This is a genomic window from Acidovorax sp. LjRoot129 (assembly GCF_964253765.1).
In the GTDB taxonomy this organism is placed as follows: Bacteria; Pseudomonadota; Gammaproteobacteria; order Burkholderiales; family Burkholderiaceae_C; genus Acidovorax.
The window spans coordinates 1,251,180-1,266,932 of record NZ_CAXUSE020000001.1; the positions used below are offsets into that span (position 1 = coordinate 1,251,180).

23 protein-coding genes and 1 tRNA gene are annotated in these 15,753 nt (G+C 62.4%); 1 reads left to right on the top strand and 23 read right to left on the bottom strand.

All coding sequences use genetic code 11. The features are described from left to right. Positions 1-23 precede the first annotated feature (23 nt). From ACSQ3Q_RS05850 to ACSQ3Q_RS05915, 14 genes are all read right to left on the bottom strand, one after another. Positions 24-626 carry a DUF4303 domain-containing protein gene (locus ACSQ3Q_RS05850; protein ID WP_436133464.1) on the bottom strand — a complete coding sequence of 201 codons (603 nt, stop codon included), beginning with the start codon at positions 624-626 and terminating at the stop codon, positions 24-26. Positions 627-1,049: 423 nt separating this feature from the next. Further along, positions 1,050-1,724 (bottom strand): hypothetical protein, encoded by a 675-nt coding sequence (locus ACSQ3Q_RS05855; protein ID WP_436133465.1) that lies wholly within the window; start codon positions 1,722-1,724, stop codon positions 1,050-1,052. Between the two features lie 67 nt (positions 1,725-1,791). Next, on the bottom strand, positions 1,792-2,370 hold the full coding sequence (locus ACSQ3Q_RS05860; protein WP_436133466.1) for a recombinase family protein: 579 nt from the start codon (positions 2,368-2,370) through the stop codon (positions 1,792-1,794). Further along, positions 2,367-2,807 (bottom strand): hypothetical protein, encoded by a 441-nt coding sequence (locus tag ACSQ3Q_RS05865; RefSeq protein WP_436133467.1) that lies wholly within the window; start codon positions 2,805-2,807, stop codon positions 2,367-2,369. The genes ACSQ3Q_RS05860 and ACSQ3Q_RS05865 overlap by 4 nt, the downstream gene beginning before the upstream one ends. A 137-nt stretch (positions 2,808-2,944) precedes the next feature. Then, positions 2,945-4,096 (bottom strand): zonular occludens toxin domain-containing protein, encoded by a 1,152-nt coding sequence (locus ACSQ3Q_RS05870; protein ID WP_436133468.1) that lies wholly within the window; start codon positions 4,094-4,096, stop codon positions 2,945-2,947. Positions 4,097-4,099: 3 nt separating this feature from the next. Then, positions 4,100-4,399 carry a DUF2523 domain-containing protein gene (locus ACSQ3Q_RS05875; RefSeq protein ID WP_436133433.1) on the bottom strand — a complete coding sequence of 100 codons (300 nt, stop codon included), beginning with the start codon at positions 4,397-4,399 and terminating at the stop codon, positions 4,100-4,102. A gap of 3 nt (positions 4,400-4,402) precedes the next feature. After that, entirely contained in the window at positions 4,403-5,899 is a 1,497-nt protein-coding gene (locus tag ACSQ3Q_RS05880) for a hypothetical protein (RefSeq protein ID WP_436133469.1), read from the bottom strand. Positions 5,900-6,018: 119 nt separating this feature from the next. After that, positions 6,019-6,237, bottom strand: a complete 219-nt coding sequence (locus ACSQ3Q_RS05885; protein ID WP_436133470.1) for a major capsid protein — start codon at positions 6,235-6,237, stop codon at positions 6,019-6,021. 3 nt (positions 6,238-6,240) lie between these two features. Next, positions 6,241-6,501, bottom strand: a complete 261-nt coding sequence (locus tag ACSQ3Q_RS05890; protein WP_436133471.1) for a hypothetical protein — start codon at positions 6,499-6,501, stop codon at positions 6,241-6,243. A 119-nt stretch (positions 6,502-6,620) separates the two neighbouring features. Continuing rightward, positions 6,621-6,833: a hypothetical protein gene (locus ACSQ3Q_RS05895; RefSeq protein ID WP_436133472.1), complete on the bottom strand. Its 213-nt coding sequence runs from the start codon at positions 6,831-6,833 to the stop codon at positions 6,621-6,623. 2 nt (positions 6,834-6,835) lie between these two features. Then, complete coding sequence (locus ACSQ3Q_RS05900; RefSeq protein ID WP_436133473.1) at positions 6,836-7,159, bottom strand: hypothetical protein; 324 nt, start codon at positions 7,157-7,159, stop codon at positions 6,836-6,838. Between the two features lie 23 nt (positions 7,160-7,182). Beyond that, entirely contained in the window at positions 7,183-8,406 is a 1,224-nt protein-coding gene (locus ACSQ3Q_RS05905) for a replication initiation factor domain-containing protein (protein WP_436133474.1), read from the bottom strand. Then, entirely contained in the window at positions 8,403-8,663 is a 261-nt protein-coding gene (locus ACSQ3Q_RS05910; RefSeq protein WP_436133475.1) for a hypothetical protein, read from the bottom strand. Before ACSQ3Q_RS05910 ends, ACSQ3Q_RS05905 begins: the two co-directional genes overlap by 4 nt. Next, positions 8,660-9,058, bottom strand: coding sequence for a hypothetical protein (locus ACSQ3Q_RS05915; protein ID WP_436133476.1), 399 nt, complete (start codon positions 9,056-9,058; stop codon positions 8,660-8,662). Before ACSQ3Q_RS05915 ends, ACSQ3Q_RS05910 begins: the two co-directional genes overlap by 4 nt. 111 nt (positions 9,059-9,169) lie before the next feature. Here ACSQ3Q_RS05915 and ACSQ3Q_RS05920 point away from each other — a divergent pair, with 111 nt between their 5' ends. Then, positions 9,170-9,433 (top strand): hypothetical protein, encoded by a 264-nt coding sequence (locus ACSQ3Q_RS05920; RefSeq protein ID WP_436133477.1) that lies wholly within the window; start codon positions 9,170-9,172, stop codon positions 9,431-9,433. On the opposite strand, the gene ACSQ3Q_RS05925 is transcribed toward ACSQ3Q_RS05920, so the two are convergent. From ACSQ3Q_RS05925 to ACSQ3Q_RS05965, 9 genes are all read right to left on the bottom strand, one after another. Further along, positions 9,419-9,506 (bottom strand) — tRNA-Ser (locus ACSQ3Q_RS05925). The genes ACSQ3Q_RS05920 and ACSQ3Q_RS05925 overlap by 15 nt on opposite strands. A gap of 19 nt (positions 9,507-9,525) precedes the next feature. Beyond that, on the bottom strand, positions 9,526-10,206 hold the full coding sequence (ureG, locus tag ACSQ3Q_RS05930) for an urease accessory protein UreG (protein ID WP_436133478.1): 681 nt from the start codon (positions 10,204-10,206) through the stop codon (positions 9,526-9,528). A gap of 50 nt (positions 10,207-10,256) precedes the next feature. Continuing rightward, positions 10,257-10,976, bottom strand: a complete 720-nt coding sequence (locus ACSQ3Q_RS05935; protein ID WP_436136947.1) for an urease accessory protein UreF — start codon at positions 10,974-10,976, stop codon at positions 10,257-10,259. Between the two features lie 136 nt (positions 10,977-11,112). Further along, on the bottom strand, positions 11,113-11,856 hold the full coding sequence (gene ureE / locus ACSQ3Q_RS05940; protein WP_436133479.1) for an urease accessory protein UreE: 744 nt from the start codon (positions 11,854-11,856) through the stop codon (positions 11,113-11,115). A gap of 79 nt (positions 11,857-11,935) precedes the next feature. Further along, positions 11,936-12,424 carry a GNAT family N-acetyltransferase gene (locus ACSQ3Q_RS05945; RefSeq protein WP_436133480.1) on the bottom strand — a complete coding sequence of 163 codons (489 nt, stop codon included), beginning with the start codon at positions 12,422-12,424 and terminating at the stop codon, positions 11,936-11,938. Between the two features lie 11 nt (positions 12,425-12,435). After that, positions 12,436-14,178 (bottom strand): urease subunit alpha, encoded by a 1,743-nt coding sequence (gene ureC / locus ACSQ3Q_RS05950; RefSeq protein ID WP_436133481.1) that lies wholly within the window; start codon positions 14,176-14,178, stop codon positions 12,436-12,438. Between the two features lie 96 nt (positions 14,179-14,274). Beyond that, the gene (locus ACSQ3Q_RS05955; protein WP_436133482.1) at positions 14,275-14,580 is read right to left on the bottom strand and encodes an urease subunit beta; all 306 of its coding nucleotides are present in this window, start codon (positions 14,578-14,580) and stop codon (positions 14,275-14,277) included. Positions 14,581-14,607: 27 nt separating this feature from the next. After that, positions 14,608-15,216, bottom strand: coding sequence for a HupE/UreJ family protein (locus ACSQ3Q_RS05960; protein ID WP_436133483.1), 609 nt, complete (start codon positions 15,214-15,216; stop codon positions 14,608-14,610). A gap of 179 nt (positions 15,217-15,395) precedes the next feature. Further along, the gene (locus tag ACSQ3Q_RS05965) at positions 15,396-15,698 is read right to left on the bottom strand and encodes an urease subunit gamma (RefSeq protein ID WP_055399013.1); all 303 of its coding nucleotides are present in this window, start codon (positions 15,696-15,698) and stop codon (positions 15,396-15,398) included. Positions 15,699-15,753 lie beyond the last annotated feature (55 nt).

Consider the following 15,753-nt stretch of genomic DNA (forward strand, 5'->3'; position numbering starts at 1 on the left):
TCGTGGCCGATCAATGCCGTTTCCTACGGCTCAAAATCTTCGCCTTGCTGCCATCGATCGGTCCGCAATCTAGCCAAGTAGTTTGCCTCTACGCGGAAATCCGGGATGAATTTGGCGACAAGGTCGGGTGGGTTGATTTTTTCAGCGTTGGCGACGCGCGCTTCGTCGCTCTGGTCCCCGGCCAGAAGAGTTACTAGACAATCATCTGAGACGAGGCCCGATTGTCGAATCTTCCTCAATACTGAGATAAAGACCTCGTGGATTGCGATGTAAGCGCGGTCTGAATCCTCTTCAGAAGCCCCCCGCGCTGTCTGCCAAATCTGCTCGAGCAACTCGTTCGGGCGGTCGAAAAGACTTTCATTTGCAAGGTGAAAAGGCCAGTCACAGGGGCTCCATTTGTACGCATCCGTAGCCGACGCTAAATCGGTATGGAGGCCTCGCGCAATGCTGGCTTCGGCTAGGTCGTGAAGGCCCTTCTTTGTATTGGCTGTATCACAAACATAGTTGTAGCCGCTGCTGGTAAATAGCGCTGCGCAGTAGATGTGGTCGCTCGCGTGCGCTTCTGCAAGGCGCCGGAAAGCCTCAAACGCGGCCCTCTCTAAGGTACTTTCGAGTAGCGGGTACAACTTAAGAACCTCCTATCAATGCCTGCTTCTGGCCGAATGCCGTATTCTGCTACTGCTACTGCTACTGCTGTTGCACGACGAGGTGGCTCAGTAGCCCATCTAGCTCTTCATCGGAGTGGCCTTTACCGTCTGCAGCCATATCCCAATGCCAGATTGCTTGTATTTCAGGAGTCGTGACGTTTTGGCATACGTCGGCAGCGACCCATGCGACATCAGTCCGCTGAAGCTGGAAGCGTCTTGCGATTGCTCGCAAAGCGGCCGATGGCGGGCCTGCGGATAGCTCGGCTCGGGCGGCGGCAAGAATTTCTGGTGTGACTTCAAACATACGTGAACTTGCGGTGCGTGACTGCGGGTTAAACGACTGCTCCTGGTCGAATTCTGCCCACAGCGAAGGACGCTACCGGGCCATGTGCGGACTTTGCGTTAGGGACGCCAGACCTGGATGCCCCCGTCTGGTCCCGCTCCAGTTAGGAGCATTTGCCCGCGCCAATCGACGAGCATGACTTTGTATTTCTGGTTTATACGGGTAAAAGCTGAGGTTAGAGCGAGGTCGTCGCCACCACGCTCAACCATGGCAGCTAGCGAAGTGACGCTCGAGTCAGTGGCGATGCCATAAAGGAACACCGACTCTGCTACCCGAATGGTGAAACCATCCTTGACTTGCCCTATCGGTGCCGACGATGTGGTGAGGATTGGCGCAGGCTTAATGGGACGCTGCATAAGCCCTGCCAGCTCAGTGCTGCCGGCCGTTCCAAGAACCGGTGCGCCGGCGATTCTTCGAGCGTAGATGTTCTTCCAACCATACTGAATTCGATTGTCTTTCTCAAAGGCTTTGAATTCCTTCAAACGCTTTTGAATCTCAGCTAGGCGAGCTACCGGGTAAAACTCGACTTGGCGCCATTCGTCTTCGTGGAACTGTGGCGCCCCGTCAAATGTTTTACCCGTCGGTATCTCAAATTGGAGCTCGTCTGCCGCGACAGTGGGCATTGTGAAGTTAATCGCCTTGGGACTCATCGTGCTGACAGGGGGCGCCGCTGTAGCAGCGGTGCCGATGCCCAGCACCGACATACTGGCAAGGAAGAACTTTTTCAGTGTCATGGTTTTGATGGTTGCCGATGTCCGCTATTGGCCGATAGCGGCCTGATTCCGCTGGGAATTTCGAACCCTATCTTAAGCTGCTGTGTGTAGGCTTCGTAACCCTATAAATCGCTCGTTTGACGCTTGAGGTGTGCACGTCAAAATGTTCAGCTAGAGCCTGCATCGTGTATTTGCCGGTCAGGTACATGCGGACCAGTTTGGCTTCGGTATTTCCAGGCATAGAGCGCTCCCGCCCGAACTTTTGTCCTCTTGCCCTAGCCGCTTCAAACCCGGCAGCGCAGCGCTCGCGAATCATGGCGCGCTCGAATTCTGCGAAGGCACCCAGCATCTGGAAGAACATGCGGCCGGCCGGCGTGCTGGTATCAATGGATTCCGTGAGACTGCGGAACTTGATACCTGCCTGCTCGAGCGACTCCAGCAGCCGCAGGAGGTCGCGCAGGCTGCGGGATAGTCGGTCGAGTTTGTAGACGACAAGCATGTCACCTGGGCGCAGTTTGGCAATCAGTGCCAACAGTTCAGGACGTCGAGCGACGCCGCTGCGCTTTTCCTGCACAACGTGTTTGATTCCTGCGCGTTTGAATGCCGCGAGCTGGACGGCAGTGTTCTGCTCGGTGGTGGAAACGCGCGCGTATCCGTAGGCCGTCACCGGTCCACGTACTGGCTATCGAAGCGCTTGCGAGCCACCATGTGCTCATTTGCGCATGCGGTGGTGCCTGGGTCAGCTTTGCAGCCGGGCGAGGGCTGAAAGAAGTGTGACCATGCCGTGTCCTTGCGCTGCTGCCTTTCAGTCTCAAGACGCTGCGCAAGAGCCATTGCTGATCTGAGTTGATCGGCGTCACGTGCAGCGGCATAGCGAGCGTCGGAATCTGCTTGTTGATTCGCCGCAAAGTCTCTTTTGATCCGGTCTGTCTCTGCCTTAACGTTCTCCTGGATCTTGCGCAGCGCCGCCTCGGTTCGGTAGGCCAAAATCGCTTCGTAGGTGAACGCGGCAGCGAGGCCGCCAATAAACACACCAACTGCAATCTTCAAAATGTCCAACAGGAATGTTCCCTCATCCTCTGTCTGGAATGAACGCCTTTGCATGCTCTCCCTCCTGCGAAATAGTGTAGCTGTGCTTAAGCATGCGGCACGAGTTGAGCGACGGTTTACATGGGGTTTGTCACCCCATACCCCGACCCCACCACTGCGCCACAAGGGCTCCGTTCCCGGGGCCCGTCTGTCTATCGGAAAGCTGAGTTTCGGGTGCGCAGTGCCCCGGTCACATCGGCCTGCGTGATCTGCGTGGGGTCCGGCGCTGGGATGATCGGCATCGGCACCGTTCTGACCTCTCGCGGCGGTGGCGCTGTGCCTGGCACGTTCTGACCTGTCGGCGTGCCTTTTGCGGGCTGCTGGAGGCCCTGCGGCGATTGATGAGGGGTTGCCTGCTGCCAGTCCACAAAAAAGCCCTGCGCGACGATCTGCAGGCACGTGGGCCCACTCACCTGCAGTAGGGTTGCCTGCTGGCTGTAGCACTTGCAGGTTTTTCCCATGCTGACGCACGCGGCAGGGTACGGAGCCACCGTTGGCTTAGTGACCTCATCGTAGGCCGGCGCGGTGTGCGGGAAGTCTTTCAGGCGCGGTGATCGCTCGGTGATGTACTGCTCGTAGGTGAGCTTCGTGGACACCGGCATGGATGCTGCATTTGCCGTGGTTTGGGCCTCTGTGGAGGTCTTTGCTGCGGCTTTGGCCTCGGTCTTTGCCAGCAGCTTCGACGATGCAAACCAGATCAGCAGCGGAATCAGCAGCAGGCAAGCCAGGAACACCCACACCTTTCCGGGAATGCGCTTTTTGCCGGTGTGCAGGCTGGCCGACTTGTACCAGCCGTAGACCTCTTTCGGGTAGGCCTGCATCGTGACGGTGCCGGTCTTGCCACTGCCGTCTTTCTCACAGTTGGGATTGACTGCGGGCCACTCCAACACGCTCACCATGTCCACACCGAAGGAACGCTTTAGGTGGCGGTGCCATCCAGGCGGTCCGATGAGCCGGCGCACGAAGCTGTCGATGTTCTGTGGGTGCTGGGTCACCATGTAGAAATCGAAGCCGCGGCGGCGGTGCTCAGCGAGCATCTTGACGGCCTCCGGCACGGTGGCACCTGCAGCACGATTGGGCAGATCGTTGTGCGCCTCATCGATCAGGAAGATCGTCCCATCCGGCTCGGCCTGCCAGTCTTTGAAGTCGATCTTTTTCCAGTTGGCAAGTTCGCCACCCTCGACCGGTTCAAAGCGCCCGTTGTGGCACACGGGCCGGTTTTCTTTGAGCTGGCGTTCACGCACCCATTTGAGGGTGTTGAGAGTCTTACCCGCGCCGTTTGCGCCGCTGATGAGGTACAGCATGGGCTACTTCAGCACGAAGCGTTTGAACGTGTCAGAGGTCAGGCCATCGAGCAGCAAGCGCGCTGCAATGGCGCTGGTGACAATGCTGATCGCCACACCCACCTTCATGATCGAGAGCATGCCGAACACCTCGGGCGGCAGCGACTGGAAACTGTTGATAGCCTGCGTTTTCAGGGCATCGAGACTGGCATTCACGCCCGTGTAAGTGACGACGGCCATGCCCAGCGCGACGAGGACACGGCCCACGATGGAGCCAACCAGATTGATGAGCATGCCCCCAATGGCGGCGACGAATACAGGCATGGCTTACCCCCGTCCAACGATGCGAACGGCCAGCAGCAAAGCCACGCCGATCATGATGTTTCCGATGATGGCGAGACTCGGGCATATCTTGCTCATGGGCAGCGAGATAGCGCGGCCAGCAACCACGATGTTCAAGTCCTGGATGCACTGCCCAGAGCCGAAGGCGTCAGCGGTGCTGATGCGATTGGCCATGCTCTCCGACCTGTTGCCAGGAAGATCCTTTGTCTGCTCGCCGGTCTTGCCTTTCTCTTTCTCGTAGAGCTCCGATTCAAGGCTTTTATCGTCGAACAGCTTGCATGAGCGCCGGTGCTGCTCACGGGCTATAGCGCACTGGATCGCATCACCCTCGCAGGTGAAGCCGCCCATGCACGAGCCTGCAAACATCGAATCGCCGTCACCATCTCCCTCGCCATCCCCGCCGCCCGGGTTCGGGTTCTCAGGCGTGCCGGTGTCCGGCACGGGCTTGCCTGGAGGCGATGGATAGACGCATTTGCTGCCGACCTTGACCGTTCCGGGCGGGCACTTGCCGTCACCGTTGGGGTTCTCAGGCGGAGGCGTGGGCGGATAGCAGTTGCCATCGGGATATCGCGAGGTGCCGGGCGGGCACTTGCCAGTATTGGTGTCCGGTGGCACCGGCGGCGGTGGCGTCACTGGCGGCTGCGTCGGGCCTGACCCTGGTGCGTCGTTGTCTCCATCGCCAGGGCCTGGGCCATTGCCGCCACTGCCTGGACCATCGCCGCCGTCGCCATTGCCTGGACCATCACCAGGACCATCGCCGTCGCCACTACTTGGAGGACTGCCGGGGGTGCACGTTGCGCCGGTCATCCGGCCGGTGCCCCAGCAACTGTTGTGACCATCCGCCCTGACGCAAACGCTTGGGTTGACGCGGACGAGGCAGTTTTTTCCGCCGTAGGACTCGCACAAGAAGCTAACGCTGTCGCCGTTGGTCTCGAACTCACCAAGAGACTTGCCTTCCTCGCAGCCGTTCTTTTTGCACACGCCATTCACGCGAGTTTGCCCAGCGGGGCAATCAGGCTCTTTCACGCAGACGCCGTTCACGCGCACTTCATTGGGTCCGCAGGCGTCTGGAACGCATGCGCCACCTTCCTCGTGTTGGCCTGCTGGGCATGGGTTCTTGGGCCTGCACTGGCCGTCTTTTTCCTCAAAGCCGGCTTCGCAAACGCAGCTGGAGCCTTGTTGCGTGGAATTAGCAGGGCAAGAGCCGCCGCTACTCATAAGGTCTAAGTACATGGTGCTGCCAGCACTTCCCCCGGACCCCTTGAATTGACACTGGTTAGGTGGGTTGCCGTTGGTTCTTTCCACGGTCCAATCGCCGGGTGAGGAGAAGAAAAACGGGATAGAGGCGGCACACGCGGCAGTCGCGGATGACATCCAGCCGGTATAGCCAGTTTTGAACTGGAGCGGCACAGGCAAAGCGCTAGCCGACAAAGCGACGACCATCAGAAGCGCCGCGCTGATCAGGCGGTAAAGATTAGCCATGCGGCCCCCAGCGTTGCGAGCAGTACAAGAAGGCCCATGTTTTTCACCTTGAAGAAGCCCACCGCGTGGACTTTTGCAAGGCCCCTGCCGGCCGGTCAGGGAGCACATGCGAGGGGCGCTTAGGAGATAGCGCGGCGCACCCACTTGAAGGCGGCGACAGCCACCACGACCAGCAGAACGGCAGCGCCGATCAGGCCGATGGGAGCAATCGTGTCGTCGATTTCGGCGACCACGCCGGTAACGTCGATGGCTGCGTGAGCCATGTTGGTTGCCAGCACCAGAGCACCAGCTGCGGCAGCAGTGGCGAGGCGACGGGTTTGCGTGTTGAAGCGGTTCATTTTTCAGTCCTCAGAAGGTTGATTGCCATCGGTTGATTTAATGGACCGGATGAGGACCCGGAAGGCCCACGCCACAGCCCACACCAGCAGGATGGAGCTGCTGATTTGTGCCGCCTCCGCTGGGCTCAGATCGAGCAGCGGAAGCGTGATTTCGTGTTGCACCGTGACCGTGCAGGCCGAGGTGCATTGAATGGTTTGCTCAGGCATTGCCGAGGGCTCGGGCACGCGCTGCGGCGATGCGTTGGCGGCGTGCTGCGCGAGCATGAAGACGCTCAGCCAGGACGACGAGAGAACCGGTGAACAGAGTCCACAGGGCAGCGCCTACGAAGCCTGCGCAGATGCCCAGGATGGCGAGTTGCTGGGCGACATGAGAGAGGTCGATTTCATTCATGACGAGACTTTCCATAGAGGTCATCGAGGTCAACCAGGGCGGGCCGGTAGAACGGCTCCACGTGGTCTTCGATCAGCTGCACGCAGGTTTCCACGTCACCCAGCGTTGCGGCCTCAGACAGCAACATGACCCACTCGGGCTGGCCGTCTTCGTTGTTGGGCGCAAGGAATGAGCCCGTGGTGCGCGACTGGATGACGAGGCGCATGGTCAGGCTGCGGCCTTGGCTGTAGATGCTGGGCGGATGCCCAAGAGCGTCAGCTTCGTGGAGTTGTCAGCACCTGCGACCACATCAAATTCGCAATCGCACATGACCCCGGTGATGGGCCATTTGGTCTTGAGGTGAGCCCACTTCTGGAACTCGGATGAGTCACCAAACTTGAATGGACGAGTGACCACGCCGATGCTTTCACCGCTGGCGCTTTGGCCCATGTCCACCGAAAGGTGGAACGTGGTGGAGTCGAAGGGTCGGCCTTCGTAATCACCCTTGCTGGACTTGATACCGTGCAACACGGCTTGGCTTTGCATACGCATTTGGGTTTCCTTTTTTGGCCGGTTTAAGCGGCAATCGCAGCGTGGCCAGCGCTGGTGCCAGATACTTTTTTGAACATCGCTTGATAGACGCGCTCGACCTCTTGGCGCTTGAACTTGGACAGGCGACCCGGTAGCTCGGCGCAGTTTTCGATGAAGGCTGCGAGGGTTTCGCGGTCCATGTACAGAAAGGCCAGAGCGGCAGACTTGCCAGCGGTCGAGAAGAACCACCGTGCATTGCGCGTGCACTCGGCCATGAGCGTTTCCAGGGCCAGCCGAGGCTCTGTTTTGATGGGCTCGGCCTGGGCGACGTCGCCGTGCTCAGCCAAGAGCAGTGCATGCCATTCGCTGGTGCCTGCAAAGAAGTTCGCGGGCCTGCGGAGCAGATCGACAGGCAGCAGCCGCTTTTGGTTGCCGTAGCGGACCTCGATGCGCTGCCAGCCGGTGGCGTCCTGTTCGCCGTACAGCTGCACACCCTTGTCATAGACGTTGGTCTGCTTGCCTGCGGCTTTGCTGCCGAAGTAGAACGAGCGACCCACGCCACCAGCACGCCATGCGCCCACACAGCTGTGCTTTGGCCGGTGGCCCATGTGGTCCATCAAGCCGGCGTCGTAGTCGGAGCCGATGCGATCCATGCCACCTGAGATGCCCTCGAAGAAATCCAAGGCAAGATCGCAGCGCGTGACGACAGCGCGATGCTCTTCGAGGTAGTCGGCCATCTGGTAATGCCAGCCAGGACGGGCGAAGGTGCAAGCAGCGCCGTACAGATTGCAGTGCAGGGTCTTGCCCTGTGCGGATTGGCGCGGGCTGTCGCCGCTTGACAGGCATCCAACCCAACCGCATTCAGAGCCTGCGCGCATGATCGACCAGCGGTAGCGGTAGAAGTCATGGCCCTTCTTCAGCTCGGGGTCCACGGTGAAGCCATCGCCTAGCAGCGCGGCGACGTTTTCCGCGAGTTCCAGGGCCTGCGTGGTGGCTGCAAAGTCCGGGTCTTCCAGGCCGCGAAGGATGCGGCAGAGGTCATAGCGGCGGCGGTCTTCTTCGCTGATCGAATGGACCGATTTGTCCCAGTCGGTGGCTTCATCCCGTGCGGGAAAGAGGGTGTCAACCGTGGGAATCGGTGCGAAGCGCAGGTTGATGGTGAAGCGCAGCCAATCGATATGGACCGGCGAGCCTGTCACCGTGCGCTCTTCGTGCAAGCGCAACAGCACTTCATTGCCGTCGAGGACGAGAGGGGTGGAGGTGGTCACGCTCTGACCTCATCGAAGTTGTCCCCGTGATTACCATCGGGGACAGCTGTTGCTGACGCTACGCACCCCCCAAAATTGATAGCAGAGGATTCAGCAGCCGCCGCCGCTGGCGCGCCCGCGCTGCGCTTGCCGGTCGCGCCCGCGTCGTCTTGCTTGGGCAGAAGCGCTATGAAGGCAGTGATCTGCTGCCAGTGGTTGGGGATGCTGCCGGTGTGCATGTGGACCATGCCGGCACCGGATTGGCCGTTGAACTTCATGCGAAGAACCTCCGCTCGATCCAGTCGAAAAGAGGGACGATCACCCAATGGAAAATGACCACGGCCAAAAGGCAGGCCGAGAACATCACGCCAAACCACAGAAAGACTTCCATGCCCATCGACGTTTCACCGGCTGAAATAGTGTTTGCAGCAGTGCTTTTGGCTGTCGTCGCAATTGGCACAGCAAGGCTTTTCATGCGGAACAGCGACAAAAAAGAAAAGGCCGAGGAGCGTGACGCCATGCTGCGCGAGGCGCGCAACGCTGCTGAGGAGGCCAGATGCAACCGCAGGCGCTGACTGGTGCACACCCCCTGCCCGGCTGCGGCTGGAGCCGCCAAGCTGTCGCCGGGCCGTTTGGTGGCAAGGGGCGTGCAAACCAGTGGTGAGAGTTTCAAGGCGGCTCCAAACATATTGAAACGGTTTCAATATGCGGAGTATTGAGAGCCTTTCAAACAACTGCCAAGAGCTTTGTGGTGAAATCCCCTCAATATTGAAGGGTTCTAAACATGCCTCAAACGATGGATTTGCTTCAGAAAGCGCTGGTCGTTCAGAACGCTGCGGCGTGGTCGCGGACGTTCAATATCACACCGGGCGCGCTGTCTCACGCGATCAAGCAAGGGCGCCTTAGCCCTCTACTTGCTGGAAACTTTGCTATCGAATTGGGAGAAGAGCCTGAACCGTGGATGGCAATTGCTGCCATGGAGGCCGAGAAGGAAAGCGAGCTACTTGCACGGCTGAAAAGCCGCGTCAAGGCATGGCGGAGACTGTGAGATTCGAACTCACGGACGGTTGCCCGTCGGCAGTTTTCAAGACTGCTGGTTTAAACCACTCACCCAAGTCTCCGGGAGGGAAGGCGCGTATTCTAGCCGGCCGCCGGGACGGGCTTTTGCAGCATGCCCTTGGCTTCGATGAAGGCGATCACCTCGGTAAGGCCCGCCAGGGTTTTGAGGTTGGTCATCACAAACGGCTTGAGCACCCCCTGGCCGTTTGTGCGCATGCGGGTCGTGTCGGCGTGCATCACATCCAGGTTAGCGCCCACGTGGGGGGCCAGGTCGGTCTTATTGATGATGAACAGGTCGCTCTTGGTGATGCCGGGGCCGCCCTTGCGGGGGATTTTCTCGCCGGCGGCGACGTCGATGACGTAGATGGTGAGGTCCGAGAGTTCGGGGCTGAATGTGGCGGCCAGATTGTCGCCGCCGCTTTCCACGAAGACGATGTCGGCGTTGGGGTGCTCGCCCAGCATGCGGTCGATGGCCTCGAGGTTGATGGAGCAGTCTTCGCGGATGGCGGTGTGGGGGCAGCCGCCGGTCTCCACACCCAGGATGCGCTCAGGTGGCAGGGCGCCGCTCACCGTGAGCAGGCGCTGGTCTTCCTTGGTGTAGATGTCGTTGGTGATGGCGATCAGGTCGTAGTCGTCGCGCATGGCCTTGCAGAGCATCTCCAGCAGGGTGGTCTTGCCGGAGCCCACGGGGCCGCCGATGCCTACGCGCAAGGGGGGGAGATTTTTAGTGCGATTGGCGATGTGGTGCAGTGTGTTGGTCATGGCGTTGTTCACTATCAAATCAATAGCTGCTAGCGCAGGTGGAGAAAGCGCTAGGAGCGGAAAAGTCTTGAATATTGCACTTCGTGCCGGGCGCTCAGGATGGCCAGCATGGGGGAGAAGGCCTGGCGTTCGCTGTCCATCAGGCCGATGGCGTGGTCGGCGGCAGCAGGGATGGCATCGGCCAGTTTTGCCAGGATGCGCTGGCCGGCGCTTTGGCCCAGTTGCATGGATTTGAGGGCGGCCTGCACCATGTTCTCGGCCCAGCCGAAGGCATAGGCCAGCAGCACGTCGCGCACGGGCGCTTGGGTGAAGGATGCAGCCAGTGCAAAGGCCACGGGGTAGGTGGGGGGCAGGGCGGCCAGATACTGCACGGCGGGCATGACCTGGTCATCGCCCTGGTGCTGGTTGCGCAGCCAGTCGGCCATGGAGCGGCCCATCTGCTCGGTCTGCAGGCGCAGCTCGCTCGTCTCGCGGGTGTGCAGCACCCAGTCGTTGAGTTCGCGCACATGCGCCAAGTCGCCGCCGTCGCCACGCCGCCATGCGCCCACGGCCTTGGCGATCAGGGCCATGTCGCCGCGGGACTGGGTGATGTGCAGCTGGTCGAGCAGCCATGCGGCTACGGCGGCTTCGTTGTCGACGCCGGCGTTTTCGATGGCGCTTTCAAGACCTTCGGAATACGAGAAGCCGCCCACGGGCAGGGCCGGCGACGCGAGCCAGATGAGCTGCAGCAGGCTGGCGGCGGGCAGGGGGGCGGGGCGGTCGGGGCGCACGGGCAGGGGGCTCAAGAGTCCGTTCGGGGAGGTATGGGCGCAGGGCGCGCGGCGTGCAGTGCCCAGGCTTCGACAGGCTCAGCCCGAACGGTGGGGGAGGCGCAGGCGCAGATGCAGATGCAAACGGTGCCCATGCTCAGTGGTCGTGGCCGTGGTTGCACTGCGGGCCGTGCACATGGCCCTGGGCCTGGGCCACCACCGGGATGGCGACGGTGCGACCGCGGGCGGGTGCTGCGGGCTGCGATGGATCGGCCTGATGGTTGTGGTCCGGACTGTGGCCGTGGGTGTGCCCATGATCGTGCGCCGGCGATGGCGACGCCGTCTGCGCGTGGCTGTGTCCGTGGTCGTGCCCATGTGCATGGTCATGATCGTGGTCATGGCCTTCATGCCCATGCCCACCATGGTGATGGTGCCCGCCGCCGTGCCCCGCAGCGTAGGCGCCGCCTTCGGGTTCGAAGGGCAGGTCCTGCGCCTTCACGATGAGGTGCATCGCCCGCAGCATGTCGGCCAGCACGTGGTCGGGTTCGATCTTGAGGTGGTCGGGTTGCAGCTCGATGGGCACGTGCCGGTTGCCCAGGTGGTAGGCGGCGCGGGTCAGGTCGAAGGGGGTGCCGTGCTGCGTGCAGTGCGTGACGACCAAGACGGGCTGCGGCGCAGCGATGACGCGGACCATGGAGCCGTCTTCGGCCACCAGCACGTCGCCGCCGCGCACCAGCGTGCCGCGCGGCAAAAAGATGCCCAGCTCGCGCCCGGCGGAGTCGGTGGCGGCAAAGCGGCTTTTCTGGCGCACGTCCCAGTCCAGCTCGATGGTGGTGGCGCGCTTGACGAGGACAGGGGCCAGGCCTTTGCCCTGGGGGATGAGTTTGGAGGCTTGGATCATGGAGGGGGTGTCGTTGGGGCGTGCGGCAAAACGCGCATTGTGGCCCGGCGGGACGGGGGAGGGGCGCGGTGCGTAGCCACTACAGCGGGCGGGTCATGAAGAAGCTGTACGGGTCCAGGTGGTAGTCGGCAAACGGCCCGCATTCGACAAAACCGTGCTGAAAGTACAGCTTGCGCGCGGGCTCGAAGAACGGCTGCGGCCCGGTCTCCAGGCTCACCTGGGTGTGGCCGCGTGCGCGGGCCTGTTGCAGCAGGTGGTTCAGCACCTGGCGGGCGATGCCGCGGCCCCGATGGTGGGCGCTGGTGCGCATGGACTTGAGCTCGGCATGCGCGTCGTCGAGCCGCTTGAGCGCGCCGGTGCCCACCAGCACGTCGCCGCCCGCATGCGGCAGCCAGGCCGACCAGAACGCGATCTCGGGCTGGCGCAGCTGGTCCATGTCCAGCGCGTGCACGCTTTCCGGCGGCGACACCGTGTACATGTCCTGCAAGTGCTCTTGCATGAAGGCTTCGATGCGCGGGTCGCTCAGGTCGTCCAGGCGGATGTTCAGGTCTTGCAGCACAGCATTCACGGGGTGTGGTCTCAGAACAGGAAGTAGCGCTGCGCCATGGGCAGCACGGTGGCGGGCTCGCAGGTCAGCAACTGGCCGTCGGCGCGCACGGTGTAGGTCTGGGCGTCCACTTCCATCTTCGGGGTGTAGCTGTTGTGCAGCATGTCGCGCTTGCGGATCCCGCGGATGTTGTGCACGGCGGACAGCGTCTTGCGCAGGCCGAAGCGCTCGCCGATGCCGGCATGCAAGCCTGCCTGCGATACGAAGGTGAGCGACGTCCTGGCAATGGCCCCGCCGAAAGCGCCGAACATCGGCCGGTAGTGCACGGGCTGCGGCGTGGGGATGGAAGCGTTCGGGTCGCCCATCGCAGCCATGGCGATCATGCCGCCCTTCAGGATGAGCGCGGGCTTCACGCCGAAGAAGGCGGGCTTCCAGATCACGATGTCGGCCCATTTGCCCACTTCGAGCGAGCCCACTTCGTGGCTGATGCCGTGGGCAATGGCGGGGTTGATGGTGTACTTGGCCACGTAGCGCTTGATGCGCGTGTTGTCGTGGCGGCTGGTGTCGCCCTGCAGGCTGCCGCGCTGCACCTTCATCTTGTGCGCGGTCTGCCAGGTGCGCAGGATGACTTCGCCCACGCGGCCCATGGCCTGGCTGTCGCTCGACATCATGCTGATGGCGCCCAGGTCGTGCAGGATGTCTTCGGCGGCGATGGTTTCCTTGCGGATGCGGCTTTCGGCAAAGGCCAGGTCCTCGGCAATGCTGGCATCGAGGTGGTGGCACACCATGAGCATGTCCACGTGCTCGTCCAGCGTGTTCTGGGTGTAGGGCATCGTGGGGTTGGTGGACGATGGCAAGAAGTTGTCCTCGCCCACCACACGCAGGATGTCGGGGGCATGGCCGCCGCCCGCGCCTTCGGTGTGAAAGGCGCAGATGCCGCGACCGCCCACGGCCGCGATGGTGTTCTCCACAAAGCCTGATTCGTTGAGTGTGTCGCTGTGGATGGCGACCTGCGTGTCGGTGGCCTCGGCCACGTCCAGGCAGTTGCTGATGGCCGCGGGCGTGGTGCCCCAGTCTTCGTGCAGCTTGAGGCCAATGGCGCCCGCGTTGATCTGCTCGTGCAGCGCGTCGGGCAGGCTGGCGTTGCCCTTGCCGAGAAAGCCCAGGTTCATGGGGAAGGCGTCTGCCGCCTGCAGCATGCGCTCCAGGTTGAAGGGGCCGGACGTGCAGGTGGTGGCCAGCGTGCCGGTGGCAGGGCCGGTGCCGCCGCCCAGCATGGTGGTCACGCCGCTGGCCAGGGCCTCTTCGATCTGCTGCGGACATATGAAGTGGATGTGGCTGTCGATGCCGCCCGCGGTGACGACGTTGCCCTCGCAGCTGATGACCTCGGTGCCGGGGCCGATGATGATGTCCACGCCCGGCTGGGTGTCGGGGTTGCCCGCCTTGCCGATGGCGGCGATGCGGCCCGCGCGCAGGCCGATGTCGGCCTTGATGATGCCGGTGTGGTCGACGATGAGGGCGTTGGTCAGCACCGTATCCACAGCCCCGCCACCGGAGGGGCCTGTTCCCGTCCCGGCGTTGGTGCGCTGGCTCTGCGCCATGCCGTCGCGGATGGTCTTGCCGCCGCCGAACTTCACCTCTTCGCCGTAGCTGCCGGCGCGTAGGGTGTAGTCGGCCTCGACCTCCAGGATGAGTTCGGTATCTGCCAGGCGCACGCGGTCGCCCACGGTGGGGCCGAACATCTCGGCGTAGGCGCGTCGTCCAATGGTTGCCATGGTGAAATTGCTCCGCGAAAACGGTTTGCTATTGTTTTAATAGCTATAAGTGCTTATAGAACAAGCGCTAGGGCCTGTTTTGGCTTGAAATGGGGCTCAAAGCGCGCCCTGCACACGACCCTGGAAGCCGAAGACGCGGCGCTCGCCCGCGTAGTCCACCAGCTCCACCGTGCGCTCCTGCCCGGGCTCGAAGCGCACGGCCGTGCCCGACGCAATGTTCAGCCGCATGCCGTGCGCGGCGGCGCGATCGAACCCCAGCGCGTTGTTGGTCTCGGCAAAGTGGTAGTGCGAGCCCACCTGGATGGGGCGGTCGCCGGTGTTGCGCACGACCATGGTCAGCGTGCGGCGGCCGGTGTTGAGCGGATGGTCGCCCGCGTCGATGAGGAGTTCGCCTGGGGTCATGGTGTGTACCTCGAATGCTGTGGCGGTTCAGGCCATCCGGGCCATCAACAGCACGCCACCAAAAGCGGCCACGCCGGCGCCCGCCAGCCGTGCTACCCACACGTGGCGCTGGCGCAGCGCCCAACCTGCGGCCAGGCCCGCGCAGTGCAGCAGCACCGTGGCGGCCAGCATGCCCGCCAGGGTCTGCCACGCACTGTGGCTGCCCGCCAACTCGTAGCCATGCGCCGCGCCATGGAACACCGCGAACACACCCACGCCCAGCGCTGCCACGATGCCCGGCACCCGCAGGCGCGAGACCACGAGCAGGCCGGTGGCCAGCAGCGATGCGGCGATCATGGGCTCCACCGCAGGCATGGCCACGCCCTGCAACCCGACGGCTGCGCCCGCCAGCAGCATGGCCGCAAATCCCGCGGGGCCCCACAGAAGCTCTGGCCCCGCGCGGCGGGCCGCCAGCGCGCTCCACAAGCCCACGGCCACCATGGCGGCCAGGTGGTCCATGCCGAACAGCGGGTGCATCAAGCCGTCGAAGAAGCTGTTGTGAGCGTGCGATGGCGCACCGGTGTGTGCGTTGGCACCCAGGCTGACGGCGCTGAGGGCCAGGAAGAGAAGGGGGTTTTGGATACGGGAAGAACGCATGCTGAAGATCTCCAAAATTGAAAGGGCGGCGTTGGCGCGTCAGCGGGCCAGATTGCAGTCAAGGTGCACAGCGGTCAAAACTGGTACGTCCCGGCCGAGTGCCACGCGAGACCTGGCTTGGCCAGGTCGCCGGTGGCGTCCCTCTGTGGCGTAAGGCGCGAAGCGAATCAGGGGTGCTTTCACACGATCGGTTGGTGCACGGTGACGAGCTTGGTGCCATCGGGGAACGTCGCCTCGACCTGGATGTCCGGGATCATCTCGGCGATGCCGTCCATCACATCGGCGCGGGTCAGCACGGTGCGGCCTTCGCTCATGAGTTGCGCCACCGTCTTGCCATCGCGGGCGCCTTCCATCACGGCGGCGCTGATCAGGGCCATGGCCTCGGGGTAGTTGAGCTTGAGACCCCGGGCCTTGCGGCGCTCGGCCAGCAGGGCTGCGGTGAAGATCAGCAGCTTGTCTTTTTCGCGAGGGGTCAGTTCCATTTCGTTTCACTCAATGCTGGGGTCATTGGCTCGCGCGGCCACGAATGAGGCCGAA

Excerpts from the sequence above, each read along its gene's own strand:
- ACSQ3Q_RS05855 (WP_436133465.1), bottom strand. The coding sequence starts at position 1,724 with ATGACACTGAAAAAGTTCTTCCTTGCCAGTATGTCGGTGCTGGGCATC.
- ACSQ3Q_RS05865 (WP_436133467.1), bottom strand. The coding sequence starts at position 2,807 with ATGCAAAGGCGTTCATTCCAGACAGAGGATGAGGGAACATTCCTGTTG.
- ACSQ3Q_RS05870 (WP_436133468.1), bottom strand. The coding sequence starts at position 4,096 with ATGCTGTACCTCATCAGCGGCGCAAACGGCGCGGGTAAGACTCTCAAC.
- ACSQ3Q_RS05875 (WP_436133433.1), bottom strand. The coding sequence starts at position 4,399 with ATGCCTGTATTCGTCGCCGCCATTGGGGGCATGCTCATCAATCTGGTT.
- ACSQ3Q_RS05880 (WP_436133469.1), bottom strand. The coding sequence starts at position 5,899 with ATGGCTAATCTTTACCGCCTGATCAGCGCGGCGCTTCTGATGGTCGTC.
- ACSQ3Q_RS05885 (WP_436133470.1), bottom strand. The coding sequence starts at position 6,237 with ATGAACCGCTTCAACACGCAAACCCGTCGCCTCGCCACTGCTGCCGCA.
- ACSQ3Q_RS05890 (WP_436133471.1), bottom strand. The coding sequence starts at position 6,501 with ATGCTCGCGCAGCACGCCGCCAACGCATCGCCGCAGCGCGTGCCCGAG.
- ACSQ3Q_RS05895 (WP_436133472.1), bottom strand. The coding sequence starts at position 6,833 with ATGCGCCTCGTCATCCAGTCGCGCACCACGGGCTCATTCCTTGCGCCC.
- ACSQ3Q_RS05900 (WP_436133473.1), bottom strand. The coding sequence starts at position 7,159 with ATGCGTATGCAAAGCCAAGCCGTGTTGCACGGTATCAAGTCCAGCAAG.
- ACSQ3Q_RS05910 (WP_436133475.1), bottom strand. The coding sequence starts at position 8,663 with ATGAAGTTCAACGGCCAATCCGGTGCCGGCATGGTCCACATGCACACC.
- ACSQ3Q_RS05920 (WP_436133477.1), top strand. The coding sequence starts at position 9,170 with ATGCCTCAAACGATGGATTTGCTTCAGAAAGCGCTGGTCGTTCAGAAC.
- ureG (WP_436133478.1), bottom strand. The coding sequence starts at position 10,206 with ATGACCAACACACTGCACCACATCGCCAATCGCACTAAAAATCTCCCC.
- ureE (WP_436133479.1), bottom strand. The coding sequence starts at position 11,856 with ATGATCCAAGCCTCCAAACTCATCCCCCAGGGCAAAGGCCTGGCCCCT.
- ureC (WP_436133481.1), bottom strand. The coding sequence starts at position 14,178 with ATGGCAACCATTGGACGACGCGCCTACGCCGAGATGTTCGGCCCCACC.
- ACSQ3Q_RS05955 (WP_436133482.1), bottom strand. The coding sequence starts at position 14,580 with ATGACCCCAGGCGAACTCCTCATCGACGCGGGCGACCATCCGCTCAAC.
- ACSQ3Q_RS05960 (WP_436133483.1), bottom strand. The coding sequence starts at position 15,216 with ATGCGTTCTTCCCGTATCCAAAACCCCCTTCTCTTCCTGGCCCTCAGC.
- ACSQ3Q_RS05965 (WP_055399013.1), bottom strand. The coding sequence starts at position 15,698 with ATGGAACTGACCCCTCGCGAAAAAGACAAGCTGCTGATCTTCACCGCA.